Source organism: Streptomyces sp. NPDC086554 (assembly GCF_040686095.1).
Lineage (GTDB): Bacteria > Actinomycetota > Actinomycetes > Streptomycetales > Streptomycetaceae > Streptomyces.
The window spans coordinates 1-18,258 of the sequence record NZ_JBFBJK010000015.1; the positions used below are offsets into that span (position 1 = coordinate 1).

Here is an 18,258-nt window from a genome sequence, read left to right on the forward strand (position 1 = left end):
CCGCCTTGCAGCTGCACGCACCAGGGCCCGCTCGGCCCTGCTGAATCGGCACCCGGCGCGAAGACCGGCCCGACCCATCGGACAGGCCCTAGTGCGCTGCCGACTCCCAGTCCGCGCCATCCCCCACCGACACATCCAGCGGCGCCCGAAGCGACACCGCTCCCGCCATCTCCCGGCGGACGATCTTCTCCACCTTCGCGCGCTCGCCCGGAGCGATCTCCAGGACGATTTCGTCGTGGACCTGGAGCAGCATCCGCGAGCTCAGCTTCGCCTTCGTCAGGGCCGCGTCCACGTTCAGCATGGCGATCTTGACGATGTCGGCTGCCGTGCCCTGGATGGGGGCGTTCAGAGCCATCCGCTCGGCCATCTCGCGACGCTGGCGGTTGTCGCTGTTGAGGTCCGGGAGGTAGCGGCGGCGGCCCAGCATCGTCTCCGTGTAGCCCGTCGCGCGGGCCTCGTCGACGGCTCGGCGCAGATAGTCGCGTACGCCGCCGAAGCGCTCGAAGTATGTGTCCATCAGCGAACGGGCCTCGCCCGCCTCGATGTTGAGCTGCTGGGAGAGGCCGAACGCGGACAGACCGTAAGCCAGGCCGTACGACATGGCCTTGATCTTGCGGCGCATCTCGGCGTCGACGTCCGAGCGCTCCACGCCGAACACCTGGGAGGCGACCGTGGTGTGCAGGTCCTCGCCCGATGTGAACGCCTCCAGGAGACCCTCGTCCTCGGAGAGGTGTGCCATCACGCGCAGTTCGATCTGGCTGTAGTCCGCGGTCATCAGGGACTCGAAGCCCTCGCCGACCACGAAGCCGCGGCGGATCGCCCTGCCCTCGTCCGTGCGGACCGGGATGTTCTGCAGGTTCGGGTCCGTGGAGGAGAGACGGCCCGTCGCCGCCACCGTCTGGTTGAAGGTGGTGTGGATGCGGGCGTCCGCGGCGATCGCCTTGATCAGGCCCTCGACCGTCACGCGGAGCTTCGCCTGCTCGCGGTGGCGCAGCATGATGACCGGCAGTTCGTTCTCGGTCTGGGCCGCGAGCCAGGCCAGGGCGTCCGCGTCCGTGGTGTAGCCGGTCTTCGTCTTCTTCGTCTTGGGGAGGTTCAGCTCGCCGAAGAGGACTTCCTGGAGCTGCTTGGGCGAGCCAAGGTTGAACTCGTGCCCGGCCGCCTCGTGCGCCTCCTTCACCGCCTGCTGCACCGCGCCCGCGAACTGCTGCTCCATCGCCTCCAGATGGGCACGGTCCGCCGCGATGCCGTGCCGCTCCAGGCGGGCCAGGAGGGTGGAGGTGGGCAGTTCGACGTCCCTGAGGAGGTCGGCCGCGCCGACTTCCTGGAGCTTCTCGCCGAAGGCGGTGCCCAGGTCGAGGATCGTGCGGGCCTGCGCCATCAGCGACTCGGCCTCGGCCTGGTCGTCCTCCTCCGTACCGAAGGCGAGCTGGCCGTCGGCCGCCGATGCGGGCGCGAGCTCACGGCCCAGGTACTCCAGGGACAGCGCGTCGAGGGCGAAGGAGCGGCGGCCCGGCTTCACCAGGTACGCGGCGAGTGCCGTGTCCATGGTGACGCCGTCCACGGTCCAGCCGTGCTCGGGGAAGACCCGCATCGCACCCTTGGCGTTGTGCAGGACCTTGGGCTTGGCCGGGTCGGAGATCCAGGCCGCGAACGCGTTCTCGTCGGCCTCGTCCAGACGGGACGGGTCGAACCACGCCGCCGCTCCTCCGGCCGCCGCGAGGGCCACCTCGGTCACCGAGCCCGTGCCGAGCTGCCAGGTGTCGACCGTGGCCACGCCCAGGACCGCCGTGCCGTGCTCGGCGAGCCAGGGGGCGAGCTCGCCCGCGCCGAGCACCGTGCCGTCCAGTTCCACGCCGGGCTCGGCCGGCGTCTCCTCGGCCTCCTCCGCGCCGGGGTCGACGGCGAGGAGCCGCTCGCGCAGCGAGGGGTTACGGATCTCCAGGGTGTCGAGCACCATGGCCAGGGCCGTGCGGTCGTACGGAGCGCGCTCCAGGTCGGTGACCGTCTTGGGGAGCTCGACGTCGCGCACCATCTCCGTGAGCCGGCGGTTCAGCTTCACCGCGTCCAGGTGGTCGCGGAAGTTCTGCCCGGCCTTGCCCTTGACCTCTTCGGCGCGCTCGACCAGGTCGGCGAAGGAACCGAACTGGTTGATCCACTTCGCGGCGGTCTTCTCGCCGACGCCGGGGATGCCGGGGAGGTTGTCCGACGGGTCGCCGCGCAGGGCCGCGAAGTCGGGGTACTGGCCGGGCGTGAGGCCGTACTTCTCCTGGACCTTCTCCGGCGTGAAGCGCGTCAGCTCGGAGACGCCCTTCGTGGGGTAGAGCACCGTCACGTGGTCGGTGATCAGCTGGAACGAGTCGCGGTCGCCGGTGACGATCAGGACCTCGAAGCCCGCCTCCTCGGCCTGGGTGGCGAGCGTGGCGATCACGTCGTCCGCCTCGAAGCCGTCCACCGCGAACCGCACCGCGTGCATCGCGTCGAGCATCTCGCCGATCAGCTCGACCTGGCCCTTGAACTCGTCCGGGGTCTTGGAGCGGTTCGCCTTGTACTCCGGGAACTCCGAGGAGCGCCACGTCTTGCGCGAGACGTCGAAGGCCACCGCGAAGTGCGTGGGCGCCTCGTCGCGCAGCGTGTTCGCCAGCATCGACGCGAAGCCGTAGATCGCGTTCGTCGGCTGGCCCGTCGCGGTCGTGAAGTTCTCCGCGGGCAGCGCGAAGAACGCCCGGTACGCCAGGGAGTGCCCGTCCATGAGGAGCAGGCGCGGGCGCTGCTCACCACTCGGCTTCGTCGCGGTCTCGGACTTCTTCTTCGCTGCTTTTTCTGCCACGTCCCCGATCCTGCCACGCCCCACTGACAGTCAGGCCCAACCCTCACCCGCCGCCGTCCTGTCACTGCCGCGTGGGAGGATCGGAGACGTAGCTCACGTACGTGCTCGAAGGGGAGCCGACCATGGCAAGCAAGCCGCCCAAGGGTGATCCGGTCCAGGACGCGCCGCAGGTCGCGGAGGTGCAGCACGCCGCCGCGGGGCTGCCCGCCATCGGTCATACGCTGCGGATGGCCCAGCAGCAGATGGGTGTGCGCCGCACGGCGCTGACCTTGCTGCGGGTCAACCAGAAGGACGGCTTCGACTGCCCCGGCTGCGCCTGGCCCGAGCCGGAGCACCGGCACAAGGCGGAGTTCTGCGAGAACGGCGCGAAGGCGGTCGCCGAGGAGGCGACGCTGCGCCGCGTCACCCCCGACTTCTTCGCCGCGCACCCCGTCGCGGACCTCGCCACGCGCAGTGGGTACTGGCTGGGGCAGCAGGGCCGCCTCACCCACCCCATGTATCTGGCGGAGGGCGCCGAGCGCTACGAACCGGTCTCCTGGGAGCGGGCCTTCGACATCGTCGCCGAGGAACTCGCGACCCTTGAGAGCCCGGACGAGTCCGTCTACTACACCTCGGGCCGCACCAGCAATGAAGCGGCGTTCCTGTACCAGCTGTTCGCCCGCGAGCTGGGCACGAACAACCTGCCCGACTGTTCGAACATGTGCCATGAGTCGTCGGGCTCCGCGCTCACGGAGACCATCGGGATCGGCAAGGGCAGCGTCCTCCTGGAGGACCTCTACAAGTCGGACCTGATCATCGTCGCCGGGCAGAACCCGGGCACGAACCATCCGCGCATGCTCTCCGCCCTGGAGAAGGCGAAGAACAACGGCGCGAAGATCATCACGGTCAATCCGCTGCCCGAGGCGGGCATGGAGCGCTTCAAGAACCCCCAGACCCCGCAGGGCATGCTCAAGGGCACCGCCCTCACCGACCTCTTCCTGCAGATCCGCCTCGGCGGCGACCAGGCCCTGTTCCGTCTCCTGAACAAGCTCATCCTGGAGACCGAGGGGGCCGTGGACGAGGCGTTCGTCCGCGAACACACCCATGGGTACGAGGAGTTCACCGAGGCCGCTCGGGACGCCGACTGGGACGAGACGCTCGCCGCGACCGGCCTCAGCCGCGAGCGCATCGAGGAAGCCCTCTCCATGGTCCTCGCCTCGCAGCGCACCGTCGTGTGCTGGGCGATGGGCCTGACCCAGCACAAGCACGCCGTGCCGACCATCCGCGAGGTCGTCAACTTCCTTCTGCTGCGCGGCAACATCGGCCGCCCCGGCGCGGGCGTGTGCCCGGTGCGCGGGCACTCCAATGTGCAGGGCGACCGCACGATGGGCATCTTCGAGCGGCCCGCGCCCGCCTTCCTGGACGCCCTGGAGAAGGAGTTCGGCTTCGCGCCGCCGCGTGAGCACGGCCTGGATGTCGTCCGCGCCATCAAGGCGCTGCGGGACGGCGATGCGAAGGTGTTCTTCGCGATGGGCGGCAACTTCGTGGCGGCGTCGCCCGACACGGAGGTGACGGAGGCGGCGATGCGCAAGGCCCGCCTGACCGTCCATGTGTCGACGAAGCTGAACCGCTCGCACGCCATCACGGGCGCGCGTGCGCTGATCCTGCCGACGCTGGGCCGAACGGAGCGCGATATCCAGATCACCCCGGAAGGGAAGCACGCCGAGCAGTTCGTGACCGTCGAGGACTCCATGGGCATGGTGCACGCCTCGCGCGGCCGTCTTGAGCCCGCGAGCCCGCATCTGCTGTCCGAGCCGGCCATCGTGTGCCGCCTCGCCCGCCGCGTACTCGGCCCCGAATCGGCCACCCCCTGGGAGGAGTTCGAGAAGGACTACGCGACGGTGCGCGACCGCATCGCGCGCGTGATCCCGGGCTTCGAGGACTTCAACGCGAAGGTCGCCGACCCCGCGGGCTTCACCCTGCCGCACGCCCCGCGCGACGAGCGCCGCTTCCCCACGGCGACCGGCAAGGCCAACTTCACCGCGGCGCCGGTCGAGTTCCCCGCCGTCCCGAAGGGACGGCTGCTGCTGCAGACGCTGCGCTCGCACGACCAGTACAACACCACGATCTACGGCCTGGACGACCGCTACCGGGGCATCAAGAACGGCCGCCGGGTCGTCCTGGTCAACCCCGAGGACGCCCGCGAGCTGAACCTCGCCGACGGGTCGTACGCGGACCTCGTCAGCGAGTGGAAGGACGGCGTCGAGCGGCGCGCGCCCGGCTTCCGGATCGTGCACTATCCGACGGCCCGGGGCTGCGCGGCGGCGTACTACCCGGAGACGAACGTGCTGATCCCGCTGGACGCGACCGCCGACACCAGCAACACCCCTGCCAGCAAGTCCGTCGTCGTACGCCTGGAACAATCAGGGACCGACTGAGCGTTCGCTCAGCGACAGGAACAGCGACAACCGTGGACGACGAACGGAGCAGGGCCCCATGGGCGAGCAGCACAGCGTGAAGTTCCCGCAAGAGGTCATCGACGAGTACGCCGCGCTCGGCGTCGACCTGCCCGCCCTGTTCTCCGCGGGCGACCTGGGCATCCGGATGGGCGTCCAGATCGTCGAGGCCTCCGCGGACCGCGTCGTCGGCACCATGCCGGTCGAGGGCAACACCCAGCCGTACGGCCTGCTGCACGGCGGCGCGTCCGCCGTGCTCGCCGAGACCCTCGGCTCGGTCGGTTCGATGCTGCACGGCGGCAGCGAGAAGCTCGCCGTCGGTGTCGACCTGAACTGCACGCACCACCGGGGCGCGCGCTCGGGCCTGGTCACCGGCGTGGCGACGCCCGTGCACCGGGGCCGCTCCACGGCGACGTACGAGATCGTCATCACCGACGAGCAGGACAAGCGGGTGTGCACCGCGCGGCTGACCTGTCTGCTGCGCGACGTGGCACCCAACGGCTCTGCCGGATAAGGCGGTTGAGGGCGGGCGCGCACCTCGCGGGGCGGGCGCACACCTCACGGGCCGGACGCGCCGCATGCATTGTCGGAGCGTACGGCTCCGGTCTAGCGTCGGTGCATGAGGCACCGGAAACCGCTCTGTGCGCTCGCCTTCACCGCCCTCCTCGCCGCCACCGGATGCGGGAGCTCCCCTTCCGCCGACGCACCCACCCCCACCCTCACCCCCACCCCCTCTCCCGCCACCACCTCCCCCGAAGACCTCTGCACGGCCCTGATCACCCAGTGGGGGCGGCAGATCTACGACTCGGGCAAGGAGACGTACGGCGACTATCAGTCGATGGGCCTCTCCAACGGCCAGTACATGATCCTGCGGGAGACCCTCGACCTGGCACGCGCCGAGCGCAAGCGCCAAGGAGCCGAAGCGGGCCGGAAGTTGATCGCCCGGGAGGCCCGCGAGCGGTGCGAGAAGCGCTACCGCGACGGGGAGCCGAGCGGCGGGCCGTGGGTGTGAACGCCATCGGCCCCATCGAGCCCGGTGAGGACACCTATGACGCCCACGAGGTCCAGGGCTCCGCACGCCCCGTCCGTCCTCGCCCGCTCCTCACCCGTCGCCGCCGCACCGCGCTCGCCCTCGCCACGGCCGCGCTCGTCGGGGCCGCCGGGCTCAGCCTCTACCTGACCCGCCCACGGCCCCCGGCACCGCCGCCACCGCTCCACCCGTCGCAGACCGTGTCCGTGAAGTACACGGGCGACATGACGCACCCGCGGGCCGGCGACCGCACCTTCAGCTTCACCGTCGGCCTCAGTCAGGACTCGGGTCCCCCGGTGTCCGTCAGACGGATCGCCCAGCCGTCAGCGTCGCTTTCGGTCACGGCCTCCCCCCATACCCCATTCACGGTGAAAACGGGAACCCCTCGTACAGCACGAATCACCATGCACATTCGCGAATGTCGAAATGTGCCACGGGATGCCGGACTCCCTTTCCTCGTCGTAACACTGCGTAATGCGCGGGCAATGCAGATACAGAGCTTCATCCTCGGATCGGCGTACGCAAAAGATCTTTCCCGGGCCCTGACAGCTGCATGCCCCCCGAACGCTGATGTCATGAGTAAAACACCCTGACAGTCCTGCAAGGTCTCAGCATGCGGGATGCGCCGAAGGTGGCGTATTCCGCCCCATCCACCCCCTGAGTTCCAGCCCGGAATACTCCCTGGCATAACAAGAGCGTCACACCTTTGGCCTGACCACTCCACCAGGAACAATTCGGCCCTTAGAGTCACGGCCAGTCACCGCGCCCACCGGATTCCTCTCAGTTCGGTTCCGCGCACGACTCGGCCACCCAACAGGGGAGGGCCGTGCCAGGGGAAAGGACTGATCGTGCGTCAACGTTCGCTCATAGCCATCACCGCAGCACTCACCGCGGGGGCACTCACCCTCACCGCCTGTGGCTCGCGCGACGACAAGGACAAGGGAGACTCCGCGGGCGGCGGCACCACCGTCGTCATCGGTGTCGACGCGCCGCTGACCGGTGACCTGTCCGCGCTGGGCCTCGGCATCCGCAACTCCGTGGATCTCGCCGCCAAGCAGGCCAACGAGAAGAAGTACGTCGACGGCATCACCTTCAAGGTGGAGTCCGCCGACGACCAGGGGCAGCCCGCCTCGGGCCAGACCAACGCCACGAAGTTCGTCGCCAACAAGGAAATCCTCGGCGCCGTCGGCCCCCTGAACTCCTCCGTCGGCGAGTCGATGCAGAAGGTCTTCGACGACGCGAAGCTCGTCCAGGTCTCCCCCGCCAACACCAACCCGGCCATGACCCAGGGCCAGGACTGGAACGGCGGCAAGAAGGTCCGCCCGTACAAGGCCTACTTCCGTACGGCGACCACCGACGCCATCCAGGGTCCGTTCGCCGCGCAGTACCTGTACAACAAGGCCAAGAAGAAGAAGGTCTTCGTCGTCGACGACAAGAAGACCTACGGCGCGGGCCTCGCCGCCACCTTCAAGGACGAGTTCACCAAGCTCGGCGGCAAGGTCGCCGGCACCGAGCACGTGAACCCGGACACCAAGGACTTCGGCGCGGTCGCCACCAAGATCAAGAACTCGGACGCGGACGTCGTCTACTACGGCGGCGAGTACCCCGCGGCAGGACCGCTCAGCAAGCAGATGAAGAAGGCCGGTGCCAACATCCCGCTCGCCGGCGGCGACGGCATCTACAGCGCCGACTTCGTCAAGCTCGCCGGCAAGGAGGGCAAGGGCGACTTCGCCACCTCCGTCGGCCAGCCCGTCGAGAAACTGCCGTCCGCCAAGGAGTTCATCGCGAACTACAAGAAGGCCGGCTACAAGGAAGCCTACGAGGCCTACGGCGGCTACTCCTACGACTCCGCCTGGGCGATCATCGAAGCGGTCAAGAAGGTCGTCGAGGACAACGACGGCAAGCTGCCCGACGACGCCCGCGAGAAGATCGTCGAAGCCATGCAGGACGTCTCCTTCGACGGTGTGACCGGCAAGGTCTCCTTCGACCAGTACGGCGACGCCACCAACAAGCAACTCACCGTGTACGAGGTCAAGTCCACCGAGGACCCGGCCAAGGGCTGGAAGCCCGTCGAGTCCGGTACCTACACCGGCTGACCCTCCCCGCAGCCCACGACACAAACCGCGCGGGGCGCTGCCTCTGCAGCGCCCCGCGCGGCGTCGCATCCGTCACCTGAGCCGTCCGGCCACCGCGAGGCCCCCCCGCCACCGCAAACAGGCCGCACGGCACCGAAAGACTCGGAGGACCTGCGGTGCACGAACTGCCGCAACAGCTGGTCAATGGCCTGCTACTGGGATCCATGTACGGCCTGATCGCCATCGGCTACACAATGGTCTATGGCATCGTCCAGCTCATCAACTTCGCCCACGGCGAGATCTTCATGGTCGGCGGCTTCGGCGCCCTCACCGTGTGGCTCTGGCTGCCGGGCGGCACCAGCATGTGGCTCGCCCTGCCGCTGATGCTCATAGGTGCCGTGATCGTCTCCACCCTCATAGCGGTCGGAGCCGAACGCTTCGCCTACCGCCCCTTGCGCGGCGCACCCCGCCTCGCACCCCTCATCACCGCCATCGGCCTCTCGCTGGCCCTGCAGCAGGCCGTCTGGGCCTGGTACCCCAACGCGAAGTCGTCCCGCACCTTCCCCGAAATGCCCGGCGACTCCATCCACATGGGCTCCGTCACCATCCAGCCCGGCGACATCTTCCTGCTGATCACCGCCCCGATCTGCATGTTCGCCCTCGGCTGGTTCGTGATGAAGACCCGCGTCGGCCGCGGCATGCAGGCCACCGCGCAGGACCCCGACACCGCCAAGCTGATGGGTGTCAACACCGACCGCGTCATCGTCGTCGCCTTCGCCATCGGCGCCGCCTTCGCCGGCATCGCCGCCGTCGCCTACGGCTTCCGGTACGGCGAGGTCCAATTCCGCATGGGCTTCCTCTGGGGCCTCAAGGCGTTCACCGCCGCCGTGCTCGGCGGCATCGGCAACATCTACGGCGCCATGCTCGGCGGCCTCGTCCTCGGCATCGCCGAAGCCATGGCCACCGCCTACATGAACGACATCCCCGGCATGAGCCAGCTCGGCGGGCAGTCCTGGGCCGACGTCTGGGCCTTCGTACTCCTCATCGTCGTACTCCTCGTCAGGCCACAAGGTCTCCTTGGCGAGCGCGTCGCGGACAGGGCGTGACAACCATGACCACACAGACCACTGCGGCCGACACGCCGAGCCCCAAGCAGGACAACACCCCCACCGGCCTCATCGCCATCCCCGAGGGCCCCGCCCGCGCACTGGCGACCGGCGGCGGTGTCCTCACCGTCATCTCCGCGTTCCTCGCCTGGACCTGGACCGCAGCCTTCCCCGGCGACCTCACCGTCTACGGCTACCCCGGTGGCCTCCAAGTGCTCGTCCTCATCGTCGGCGCCCTCACCGCACTCCTCGGCCTCGCCTCGTACGGAGTCAAGGGCGTACGCGCCATCGCTCCCGGCGGAGCCGACGCCGCGCTCAAATACGCAGCGCTCGCCGCCTTCGCCACCACCTGGTACACGCTCATCGCGATCAGCTACCAGCTCGGCGGGCTCGCCAACCTCGAAGCCGGCGGCTGGGTGGCCGGCATAGCCACGCTCGCCGCCCTGCTCGGCGCCCTCGCCCTGCCCTTCAAACGGCCGCACACCTACCCGGTCGACCCCGAGGACAGCGGCAGCGAACAGTTCAAGCACCGCATGCGCAACGCGATGACCGTCTTCAAGGGCGCGTTCGCCGCCGAGGCACCGCCCACACCGCGCAAGCTCTCCTCGTACATCGAGATCCTGATCATCATCGCGGCGCTCTCCGTAGGCCTGCTCGTCTTCACCTACGGCATCGGCACCGAGTACGACGAGCTCTTCATCGGCTTCCTCGTCACCGTCGGGTTCGGCTTCGCCGCGCTCTCCAAGGCAGGGCTCGTCGCCCAGATCTCCACGTACACCGGACGGCACCGCAACATCACGCTCGCCGGTGCGTTCGCCGCCGCAGCGGCCTTCCCCTTCACCCAGAGCGACGACCAGTACGCCACCATCGGCGTGTACATCCTGATCTTCGCGACCGTGGCACTCGGCCTGAACATCGTCGTCGGCCTCGCGGGACTCCTCGACCTCGGATACGTCGCCTTCCTCGGCGTCGGCGCGTACGCCGCATCCATGGTGTCGGGATCGCCCTCGTCCCCCTTCGACGTGCACCTGCCGTTCTGGGGAGCCATCCTCGTCGGCGCGGGCGCCTCACTGGTCTTCGGCGTGCTCATCGGCGCCCCGACACTGCGACTGCGCGGCGACTACCTCGCCATCGTCACGCTCGGCTTCGGTGAAATCTTCCGGCTCGTCGCCATGAACTCCGACGGCACATCGGGCCCCGACATCACCAACGGCTCCAACGGCATCTCCTCGATCCCGAACCTCAAGATCCTCGGATTCGACTTCGGCATCGAGCACACCTTCGGCGGCTTCACCATCGGCCGCTTCGCGAACTACTTCTTCCTGATGCTGCTCATCACCCTCGTCGTCGTCCTCGTCTTCCGGCGCAGCGGCGACTCCCGGATCGGCCGCGCCTGGGTCGCCATCCGCGAGGACGAGACCGCGGCGCTCGCCATGGGCATCAACGGCTTCCGCGTGAAGCTCATCGCCTTCGCCCTCGGCGCCTCGCTCGCCGGACTCGCCGGAACGGTACAGGCGCACGTCACCTACACCGTCACCCCCGAGCAATACCAGTTCGCCAACACGGTCCCGCCGAACTCCGCGTTCCTGCTCGCCGCCGTCGTCCTCGGCGGCATGGGCACCATCAGCGGCCCCCTGGTCGGCGCGGCGCTGCTCTACCTGATCCCGAGCAAGCTGTCGTTCCTCGGCGACTACCAGCTGTTCGCCTTCGGTCTCGCGCTCGCGCTCCTCATGCGCTTCCGCCCCGAAGGTCTGATCCCCAACCGCCGCCGCCAGCTCGAATTCCACGAGGCCGAACTGGCCCCCGGCGACACGCCGCCTCCCACAGTCCTCAGCAAGACAGGGGCCTGAGCCATGACCACCGACACCACCACCAGCAAGGGCAGCGCCCCCGCGGCGCCGGCCGGCGAGACCGTCCTGGACGCCCGGGACGTCACCATGCGCTTCGGCGGCCTGACCGCCGTACGCTCGGTCGACCTCCAGGTCAACAGCGGCGAGATCGTCGGCCTGATCGGCCCGAACGGCGCGGGCAAGACCACCTTCTTCAACTGCCTCACCGGCCTCTACATCCCCAGCGAGGGCGAGGTCCGGTACAAGGGCAAAGTCCTGCCCAGCAAGTCCTTCAAAGTCACCGCGGCCGGCGTGGCCCGCACCTTCCAGAACATCCGGCTCTTCGCCAACATGACGGTCCTCGAGAATGTGTTGGTCGGCCGCCACACACGTACGAAGGAAGGCCTCTGGTCAGCCCTCCTGCGCGGCCCCGGCTTCCACAAGGCGGAGGCCGCGTCCAAGGAACGCGCGATGGAGCTCCTGGAGTTCGTCGGCCTCGCCGACAAGGCCGAGCACCTCTCGCGCAACCTGCCCTACGGCGAGCAGCGCAAGCTGGAGATCGCCCGCGCCCTTGCCAGCGAGCCGGGCCTGCTCCTCCTGGACGAGCCGACCGCGGGCATGAACCCGCAGGAAACCCGCGCCACCGAGGAACTCGTCCTCGCCATCCGGGACATGGGCATCGCCGTACTCGTCATCGAGCACGACATGCGCTTCATCTTCAACCTGTGCGACCGCGTCGCCGTACTCGTCCAGGGCGAGAAACTCGTCGAAGGCGACAGCGAGACCGTCCAGCAGGACGACCGCGTCATCGCCGCATATCTGGGCGAGCCCTTCGAAGGAGACCCCGGCAGCACGGAGACCGGCGGCTCGGGCGACGAGGAGAACCACTGATGACCACACTGCTCGAAGTCGAAGACCTCAAAGTCGCCTACGGCAAGATCGAAGCCGTCAAAGGCATCTCTTTCAAGGTCGAAGCCGGCGAGGTCGTCACCCTGATCGGCACCAACGGCGCAGGAAAAACCACCACCCTGCGCACGCTCTCCGGCCTTCTCAAGCCGGTCGGCGGCACCATCCGATTCAACGGAAAACCGCTGCGGAAATACCGCGCCGACCAGATCGTCGCGCTCGGTCTCGCCCACTCCCCCGAGGGGCGGCACATTTTCCCGCGCATGACGATCGAGAACAATCTGCGGCTCGGCGCGTATCTCCGCGGCGACAAAGCAGGCATCGAAAAGGACATCAAGCGCGCCTACGAGCTCTTCCCCATTCTCGGGGAACGCAGCAAGCAGGCCGCGGGCACCCTCTCCGGCGGTGAGCAGCAAATGCTCGCCATGGGGCGCGCCCTGATGTCCCAGCCGAAACTGCTCATGCTCGACGAGCCCTCCATGGGCCTTTCGCCGATCATGATGCAGCGGATCATGGCGACGATCGCCGAGCTCAAGTCCCAGGGCACGACCATCCTGCTCGTCGAGCAGAACGCCCAGGCGGCGCTCTCCCTCGCCGATCACGGCCATGTCATGGAGGTCGGCAAGATCGTCCTGTCCGGCTCGGGGAACGATCTGCTGCACGACGAGTCGGTGCGCAAGGCGTACCTCGGCGAGGACTGAGCAGCACTTCGCGTACGTACGTAAGAGGCCCGCGCCCCGTAGATACGGGGTGCGGGCCTCTTACGTACGTACGCGGGAGCTACTGCCCCTTGGACGCCTTCTTCTCCTCGGCGTCCTCGATGACGGCCTCCGCGACCTGCTGCATCGAAAGCCGCCGGTCCATCGACGTCTTCTGGATCCACCGGAACGCGGCGGGCTCCGTCAGGCCGTACTCGGTCTGCAGGATCGACTTCGCGCGATCCACCAGCTTCCGGGTCTCCAGACGCAGGGTGAGGTCCGCGACCTCCTTCTCCAGCGTCTTCAGCTCCGTGAAGCGCGAGACGGCCATCTCGATGGCCGGGACGACGTCGGTCTTGCTGAAGGGCTTCACCAGGTACGCCATCGCGCCCGCGTCCCTGGCCCGCTCGACGAGGTCGCGCTGCGAGAAGGCGGTGAGCATGAGGACCGGGGCGATGCTCTCCTCGGCGATCTTCTCGGCCGCCGAGATGCCGTCGAGGACGGGCATCTTCACGTCCAGGATCACCAGATCGGGCTTGTGCTCCCGGGCCAGCTCGACGGCTTTCTGACCGTCACCGGCCTCGCCGACGACGCTGTAGCCCTCCTCCTCGAGCATTTCCTTGAGGTCGAGCCGGATAAGAGCCTCGTCCTCGGCGATGACGACACGGGTCGTCAGCGGAGGCACGTGCGACTTGTCGTCGTCATCGGCTACGGGCTGGGGCGACTCGGGGGAAGTCACGGGGGCTCCTTGTTACGGGCCGGGCAGGTACAGCTGCCTCGCCAGCCTACCTAGCTGCAGCGGCACGCGGTGACCCGGTACACTTCCTGACAGCCGACCAGCCTGCCCGGTTGGAGGAACTGGTGAGACTCGCGGCACTCAAAATGCCGTGCCCTATGGGCATGTGGGTTCGAATCCCACACCGGGCACTTTCACACAGGAAGCGGATGTTCACGTTCTCGTGAACATCCGCTTTTTGCTACGTACCGCCACGATCAGTCGCACAGAGTGGCCGCATGAACTTCCACGGCACAGAGGTACGACAGAAGGCACTCACACTGCTCCGAGGCGGGACGAAGAACGCCGACGTTGCCCGCCAGCTGAATGTCCCGCTCGGCACCATCAGCTACTGGCTGCACATGGATCGTGCCAAACGGGGAGAGTGTCCGGGCAGACCCAACCCTAAGTGCCCGCGATGTGACGGTCGCGAGCTCGATGCCTCCGCGTATTCGTATCTCCTAGGGCTATATCTCGGAGACGGGCACATCATCCAGTACTCCGGCCACCGAGTCCCCAGCCTCATGATCGCCTGCGGAGACGCATGGCCAGGGCTCATGGACGATTGCGAGCAGGCCATGCAGGCTGTCTTCCCGGACAACTCCGTCTGCCGAGTCCGTAGGACCGGGTGCCACAACGTCAAGGTCTACTCGAACCACCTGTGGTGCATGTTTCCGCAGCACGGAGCAGGCAAGAAGCACGAACGCCGCATCATGCTAGAGCCCTGGCAGCAGACAATCATTGACGCTCACCCTTGGCAGTTCATCCGTGGACTCATCCACTCCGACGGCTGTCGGATCGCCAACTGGACACAGAAGACCGTCGGCGGCGAGCTGAAGCGCTACGAGTACCCCCGCTACTTCTTCAGCAACAAGTCGGACGACATCCGGAAACTCTTCACTGACACCCTCGACAAGGTCGGCGTCGAGTGGACCTCCCTCGCCCGCGGCAGCGACCCCTTCAACATCTCCATCGCCCGCAAAGCCTCCGTAGCCCTCATGGACACCCATGTAGGCCCCAAATACTGACTCAACCCCGCCCGCGCAATAGGACGCGTCACTCCCCTCCCCGGCCCACCCTGGGAGCTGCCCCAAATCCCCGCCGATTCCTTGACCGCCCCGTACCCCGCTGCGATCTTCGGCCCCATGACTCCCTTGAACCGGCGCAGTTTCGTAGTCGCCGCCGCGGGTGCCGCCGCGGCGGCCGTGGCCCTGAACCCGCACACCGCCTCCGCGATCGACCGCGAGGGCACGAGCAAGGGCGGTGACGACTTCGCCGACGCCGACAAGGGGTTCATAGCCGCCCTCACTCCGGGTGTCGTGAAGAACGCCAAGGGCCAGGTCATTTGGGACAACGACGCGTACGACTTCCTGAAGAAGGACGCGCCCAAGTCCGCGAACAAGAGCCTGTGGCGGCAGTCCCAGCTCGTGTCGAAGCAGGGCCTCTACAAGGTCGCCGACCGGATCTACCAAGTCCGCGGCCTCGATCTGTCGAACATGACGATCATCGAGGGCGACACCGGGATCATCGTCATCGATCCGCTGATCTCGGCGGAGACAGCCGCTGCCGCGCTGAAGCTGTTCCGCACGCACCGTGGCGACAAGAAGGTCACCGGGCTCATCTACACCCACCCCCACGTCGACCACTTCGGCGGCTGCCGTGGCGTGCTGCCGGCGGGTGCCGAGGACGGCGTACCGATCCTGGCACCCGACGGGTTCATGGAGCACGCGGTGTCCGAGAACGTGTACGCGGGTACGGCGATGCAGCGGCGCTCCGGCTACATGTACGGCGCCACGCTGCCCAAGTCCCCTGCGGGGCAGATCGGTTGCGGGCTCGGGCAGACCGTTTCCGTCGGGTCGATCGGGCTGATCCCGCCGACGAAGGACATCACGGAGACCGGCCAGGTCGAGACCGTCGACGGCGTGAAGTTCGAGTTCCAGATGACGCCGGGGACCGAGGCGCCCGCGGAGATGAACTTCGTACTCCCGGACCTGCGCGCCGTCTGCATGGCCGAGAACGCGACACACACGATGCACAACATCATCACGTTGCGTGGCGCGCAGGTGCGGGATGCCCGGCAGTGGGCGCGGTATCTCGACGAGTCGGTGGTGCTGTTCGACGGGCGGGTCGATGTCGCCTTCGCCTCGCATCACTGGCCGACGTGGGGTGGCGACACGATCGTCGAACTGCTTGAGCAGCAGCGGGATCTGTATGCGTACATGCACGATCAGACGTTGCGGATGATCAATGCGGGGATGACGGGGCGCGAGATCGCCGAGGAGATCGAGTTGCCGCCCACGCTCGCCGGGGTGTGGGCGAACCGCGGCTACTACGGCTCGCTCAGCCACAACGTGAAGGGCATCTACCAGCGGTACATGGGCTGGTTCGACGGCAATCCCGCGCACCTGTGGGAGCACCCGCCGGTCGAGGAGGCCAAGCGGTACGTCAAGGCGATGGGGGGCCGCACCGCGACGGTCGCCAAGGCGAAGGTGTTCGCCAGGAGCGGCGATCTGCGGTTCGCGGTGACGCTGCTGAATCATGTGGTGTTCGCCGACCCCGGGCACAAGGCGGCCAAGGCCGAACTCGCCGAGCTGTACGTGAAGTTGGGGCAGGCATCGGAGAACGCGGTCTGGCGGAACTTCTATCTGATGGGTGCCCAGGAGTTGCGTGAGGGTGTACGGGACTCTCCGACGTCCGTGACGAGCGCGGACATGTTGATGGCGTTGTCGGTGGATCAGTTGATCGACTCCGTGGCGGTCCGGATCAACGGCCCCCGGGCGTGGGAGTTGAATCTGCGGATGGACTGGAGCCTTCCGGCCCTCGGGAAGGTCTGGCATCTGACGCTGCGGAATGGCGTGTTGACGTATCGCAGCGACACGGAGAAGAGCCCGGACGCGGGTGTCACCCTCACCATGACCAAGCCCCAGTTGCTCGCCATGCTGGGCGGCAAGGGGCTCGGTGATATCAAGGTCGAGGGTGACGCCTCGCTGCTGTCCGATCTGCTCGGCGTGGTGGACAAGCCGGATTCGGCTTTCGCCATCGTCACGCCGTAGGGGCGATGGGAGAACGGCTACTTGGGGGTGTCGTCCTCGCCGATGTGGTGGATGCGGACGAGGTTGGTCGAGCCGGGGACGCCGGGCGGGGAGCCCGCCGTGATGACCACGATGTCGCCGCGTTCGCAGCGGCCGAGCTTGAGGAGGAGTTCGTCTACCTGGTTCACCATCGCGTCCGTCGACTCGACGTGCGGGCCGAGGAAGGTCTCCACGCCCCAGGTGAGGTTCAGTTGTGAGCGTGTCGCCCGGTCGGGGGTGAAGGCGAGGAGTGGGATCGGTGAGCGGTAGCGGGAGAGGCGGCGGACCGTGTCGCCGGACTGGGTGAAGGCGACGAGGAATTTGGCGCCGAGGAAGTCGCCCATCTCGGCGGCCGCGCGGGCCACCGCGCCGCCCTGTGTGCGGGGCTTGCTGCGCTCGGTCAGCGGCGGGAGGCCCTTGGCGAGGATGTCCTCCTCGGCGGCCTCGACGATGCGGCCCATCGTGCGGACCGTCTCGATGGGGTACTTGCCGACGCTGGTCTCGCCGGAGAGCATCACCGCGTCCGTGCCGTCGATCACGGCGTTGGCGACGTCGGAGGCCTCGGCGCGCGTGGGCCGGGAGTTGTCGATCATCGAGTCGAGCATCTGGGTGGCGACGATGACCGGCTTGGCGTTGCGCTTGGCGAGCTTGATGGCGCGCTTCTGGACGATCGGCACCTGCTCCAGGGGCATTTCGACGCCCAGGTCGCCGCGGGCGACCATGATGCCGTCGAAGGCGGCGACGATGTCCTCGATGTTCTCGACCGCCTGCGGCTTCTCCACCTTGGCGATCACGGGGAGCCTGCGGCCTTCCTCGTCCATGATGCGGTGGACGTCCTCGATGTCGCGTCCGCTGCGTACGAAGGACAGGGCGATGACGTCGAATCCTGAACGCAGGGCCCAGCGGAGGTCGGCCTCGTCCTTGTCGGAGAGGGCGGGTACGGAGACCGCGACGCCGGGGAGGTTGAGGCCCTTGTTGTCGGAGACCATGCCGCCCTCGACGACTGTGGTCGTGACGCGGGGGCCGTCGACCGCGGTGACCTCCAGGGTCACTTTGCCGTCGTCCACGAGGATGCGCTCGCCGGGGGTGACGTCCTCGGCGAGTCCGCCGTAGGTCGTGCCGCAGGTCTGGCGGTCGCCCTGGACGCCTTCCTCGACGGTGATGGTGAATTCGTCGCCCCGTTCGAGAAGTACGGGACCTTCGCTGAAGCGGCCGAGGCGGATCTTCGGGCCTTGAAGGTCGGCGAGGACGCCGACGCTGCGGCCGCTCTCGTCGGAGGCCTTGCGTACGCGCTGGTAGCGCTCCTCGTGCTCGGCGTAGGTGCCGTGGCTGAGGTTGAAGCGGGCCACGTCCATTCCGGCGTCGACCAGTGCCTTGATCTGGTTGTACGAGTCGGTGGCGGGGCCCAGAGTACAAACGATTTTTGCTCGGCGCATGGTTCGACCCTAGGCCTTACCGGCGGGTAGAGAATTGGCTGGGCATGACTACTCAACAACCTTTGCG

Annotated in this window: 13 protein-coding genes and 1 tRNA gene; 11 read left to right on the plus strand and 3 right to left on the minus strand. The window is 67.8% G+C overall.

Annotated features, from left to right (window positions below):
* Nucleotides 1-88: 88 nt before the first annotated feature.
* Nucleotides 89-2,830, minus strand: a complete 2,742-nt coding sequence (gene polA, locus AB0O76_RS24435) for a DNA polymerase I (protein WP_365495055.1) — start codon at nucleotides 2,828-2,830, stop codon at nucleotides 89-91.
* A 122-nt stretch (nucleotides 2,831-2,952) separates the two neighbouring features.
* On the opposite strand from polA, the gene AB0O76_RS24440 reads away from it, so the two are divergent.
* The 8 genes from AB0O76_RS24440 to AB0O76_RS24475 all read left to right on the plus strand — a co-directional run bounded on the left by AB0O76_RS24440 (nucleotide 2,953) and on the right by AB0O76_RS24475 (nucleotide 12,912).
* Entirely contained in the window at nucleotides 2,953-5,247 is a 2,295-nt protein-coding gene (locus AB0O76_RS24440) for an FdhF/YdeP family oxidoreductase (RefSeq protein ID WP_365495058.1), read from the plus strand.
* Nucleotides 5,248-5,305: 58 nt separating this feature from the next.
* A complete protein-coding gene (locus AB0O76_RS24445; RefSeq protein ID WP_365495061.1) occupies nucleotides 5,306-5,779 on the plus strand; it encodes a hotdog fold thioesterase in 474 nt (157 codons plus the stop codon).
* 105 nt (nucleotides 5,780-5,884) lie between these two features.
* A complete protein-coding gene (locus tag AB0O76_RS24450; RefSeq protein ID WP_365495064.1) occupies nucleotides 5,885-6,277 on the plus strand; it encodes a hypothetical protein in 393 nt (130 codons plus the stop codon).
* 866 nt (nucleotides 6,278-7,143) lie between these two features.
* Entirely contained in the window at nucleotides 7,144-8,391 is a 1,248-nt protein-coding gene (locus AB0O76_RS24455; RefSeq protein WP_365495067.1) for a branched-chain amino acid ABC transporter substrate-binding protein, read from the plus strand.
* Between the two features lie 155 nt (nucleotides 8,392-8,546).
* Nucleotides 8,547-9,476: a branched-chain amino acid ABC transporter permease gene (locus AB0O76_RS24460; RefSeq protein WP_365495070.1), complete on the plus strand. Its 930-nt coding sequence runs from the start codon at nucleotides 8,547-8,549 to the stop codon at nucleotides 9,474-9,476.
* A gap of 5 nt (nucleotides 9,477-9,481) precedes the next feature.
* Nucleotides 9,482-11,326 (plus strand): branched-chain amino acid ABC transporter permease, encoded by a 1,845-nt coding sequence (locus AB0O76_RS24465; RefSeq protein ID WP_365495073.1) that lies wholly within the window; start codon nucleotides 9,482-9,484, stop codon nucleotides 11,324-11,326.
* Nucleotides 11,327-11,329: 3 nt separating this feature from the next.
* On the plus strand, nucleotides 11,330-12,196 hold the full coding sequence (locus tag AB0O76_RS24470) for an ABC transporter ATP-binding protein (protein ID WP_365495075.1): 867 nt from the start codon (nucleotides 11,330-11,332) through the stop codon (nucleotides 12,194-12,196).
* On the plus strand, nucleotides 12,196-12,912 hold the full coding sequence (locus AB0O76_RS24475; RefSeq protein ID WP_365495078.1) for an ABC transporter ATP-binding protein: 717 nt from the start codon (nucleotides 12,196-12,198) through the stop codon (nucleotides 12,910-12,912). Before AB0O76_RS24470 ends, AB0O76_RS24475 begins: the two co-directional genes overlap by 1 nt.
* Nucleotides 12,913-12,991: 79 nt before the next feature.
* Here the strand turns inward: AB0O76_RS24475 and AB0O76_RS24480 are convergent, their stop codons facing one another.
* Nucleotides 12,992-13,648 (minus strand): response regulator, encoded by a 657-nt coding sequence (locus tag AB0O76_RS24480; RefSeq protein ID WP_365495081.1) that lies wholly within the window; start codon nucleotides 13,646-13,648, stop codon nucleotides 12,992-12,994.
* A gap of 104 nt (nucleotides 13,649-13,752) precedes the next feature.
* On the opposite strand from AB0O76_RS24480, the gene AB0O76_RS24485 reads away from it, so the two are divergent.
* From AB0O76_RS24485 to AB0O76_RS24495, 3 genes are all read left to right on the plus strand, one after another.
* Nucleotides 13,753-13,836: transfer RNA gene (locus AB0O76_RS24485), tRNA-Leu, on the plus strand.
* An 87-nt stretch (nucleotides 13,837-13,923) separates the two neighbouring features.
* Entirely contained in the window at nucleotides 13,924-14,712 is a 789-nt protein-coding gene (locus AB0O76_RS24490) for a helix-turn-helix domain-containing protein (protein ID WP_365495084.1), read from the plus strand.
* 117 nt (nucleotides 14,713-14,829) lie between these two features.
* Nucleotides 14,830-16,737 carry an alkyl sulfatase dimerization domain-containing protein gene (locus tag AB0O76_RS24495; RefSeq protein WP_365495087.1) on the plus strand — a complete coding sequence of 636 codons (1,908 nt, stop codon included), beginning with the start codon at nucleotides 14,830-14,832 and terminating at the stop codon, nucleotides 16,735-16,737.
* 17 nt (nucleotides 16,738-16,754) lie between these two features.
* Here the strand turns inward: AB0O76_RS24495 and pyk are convergent, their stop codons facing one another.
* Nucleotides 16,755-18,191 (minus strand): pyruvate kinase, encoded by a 1,437-nt coding sequence (pyk, locus tag AB0O76_RS24500; protein ID WP_365495090.1) that lies wholly within the window; start codon nucleotides 18,189-18,191, stop codon nucleotides 16,755-16,757.
* Nucleotides 18,192-18,258 lie beyond the last annotated feature (67 nt).

Coding starts and splice junctions, on each gene's coding strand:
- AB0O76_RS24440 (WP_365495058.1), top strand. CDS start 2,953: ATGGCAAGCAAGCCGCCCAAGGGTGATCCGGTCCAGGACGCGCCGCAG.
- AB0O76_RS24445 (WP_365495061.1), top strand. CDS start 5,306: ATGGGCGAGCAGCACAGCGTGAAGTTCCCGCAAGAGGTCATCGACGAG.
- AB0O76_RS24450 (WP_365495064.1), top strand. CDS start 5,885: ATGAGGCACCGGAAACCGCTCTGTGCGCTCGCCTTCACCGCCCTCCTC.
- AB0O76_RS24465 (WP_365495073.1), top strand. CDS start 9,482: ATGACCACACAGACCACTGCGGCCGACACGCCGAGCCCCAAGCAGGAC.
- AB0O76_RS24470 (WP_365495075.1), top strand. CDS start 11,330: ATGACCACCGACACCACCACCAGCAAGGGCAGCGCCCCCGCGGCGCCG.
- AB0O76_RS24475 (WP_365495078.1), top strand. CDS start 12,196: ATGACCACACTGCTCGAAGTCGAAGACCTCAAAGTCGCCTACGGCAAG.
- AB0O76_RS24490 (WP_365495084.1), top strand. CDS start 13,924: ATGAACTTCCACGGCACAGAGGTACGACAGAAGGCACTCACACTGCTC.
- AB0O76_RS24495 (WP_365495087.1), top strand. CDS start 14,830: ATGACTCCCTTGAACCGGCGCAGTTTCGTAGTCGCCGCCGCGGGTGCC.
- pyk (WP_365495090.1), bottom strand. CDS start 18,191: ATGCGCCGAGCAAAAATCGTTTGTACTCTGGGCCCCGCCACCGACTCG.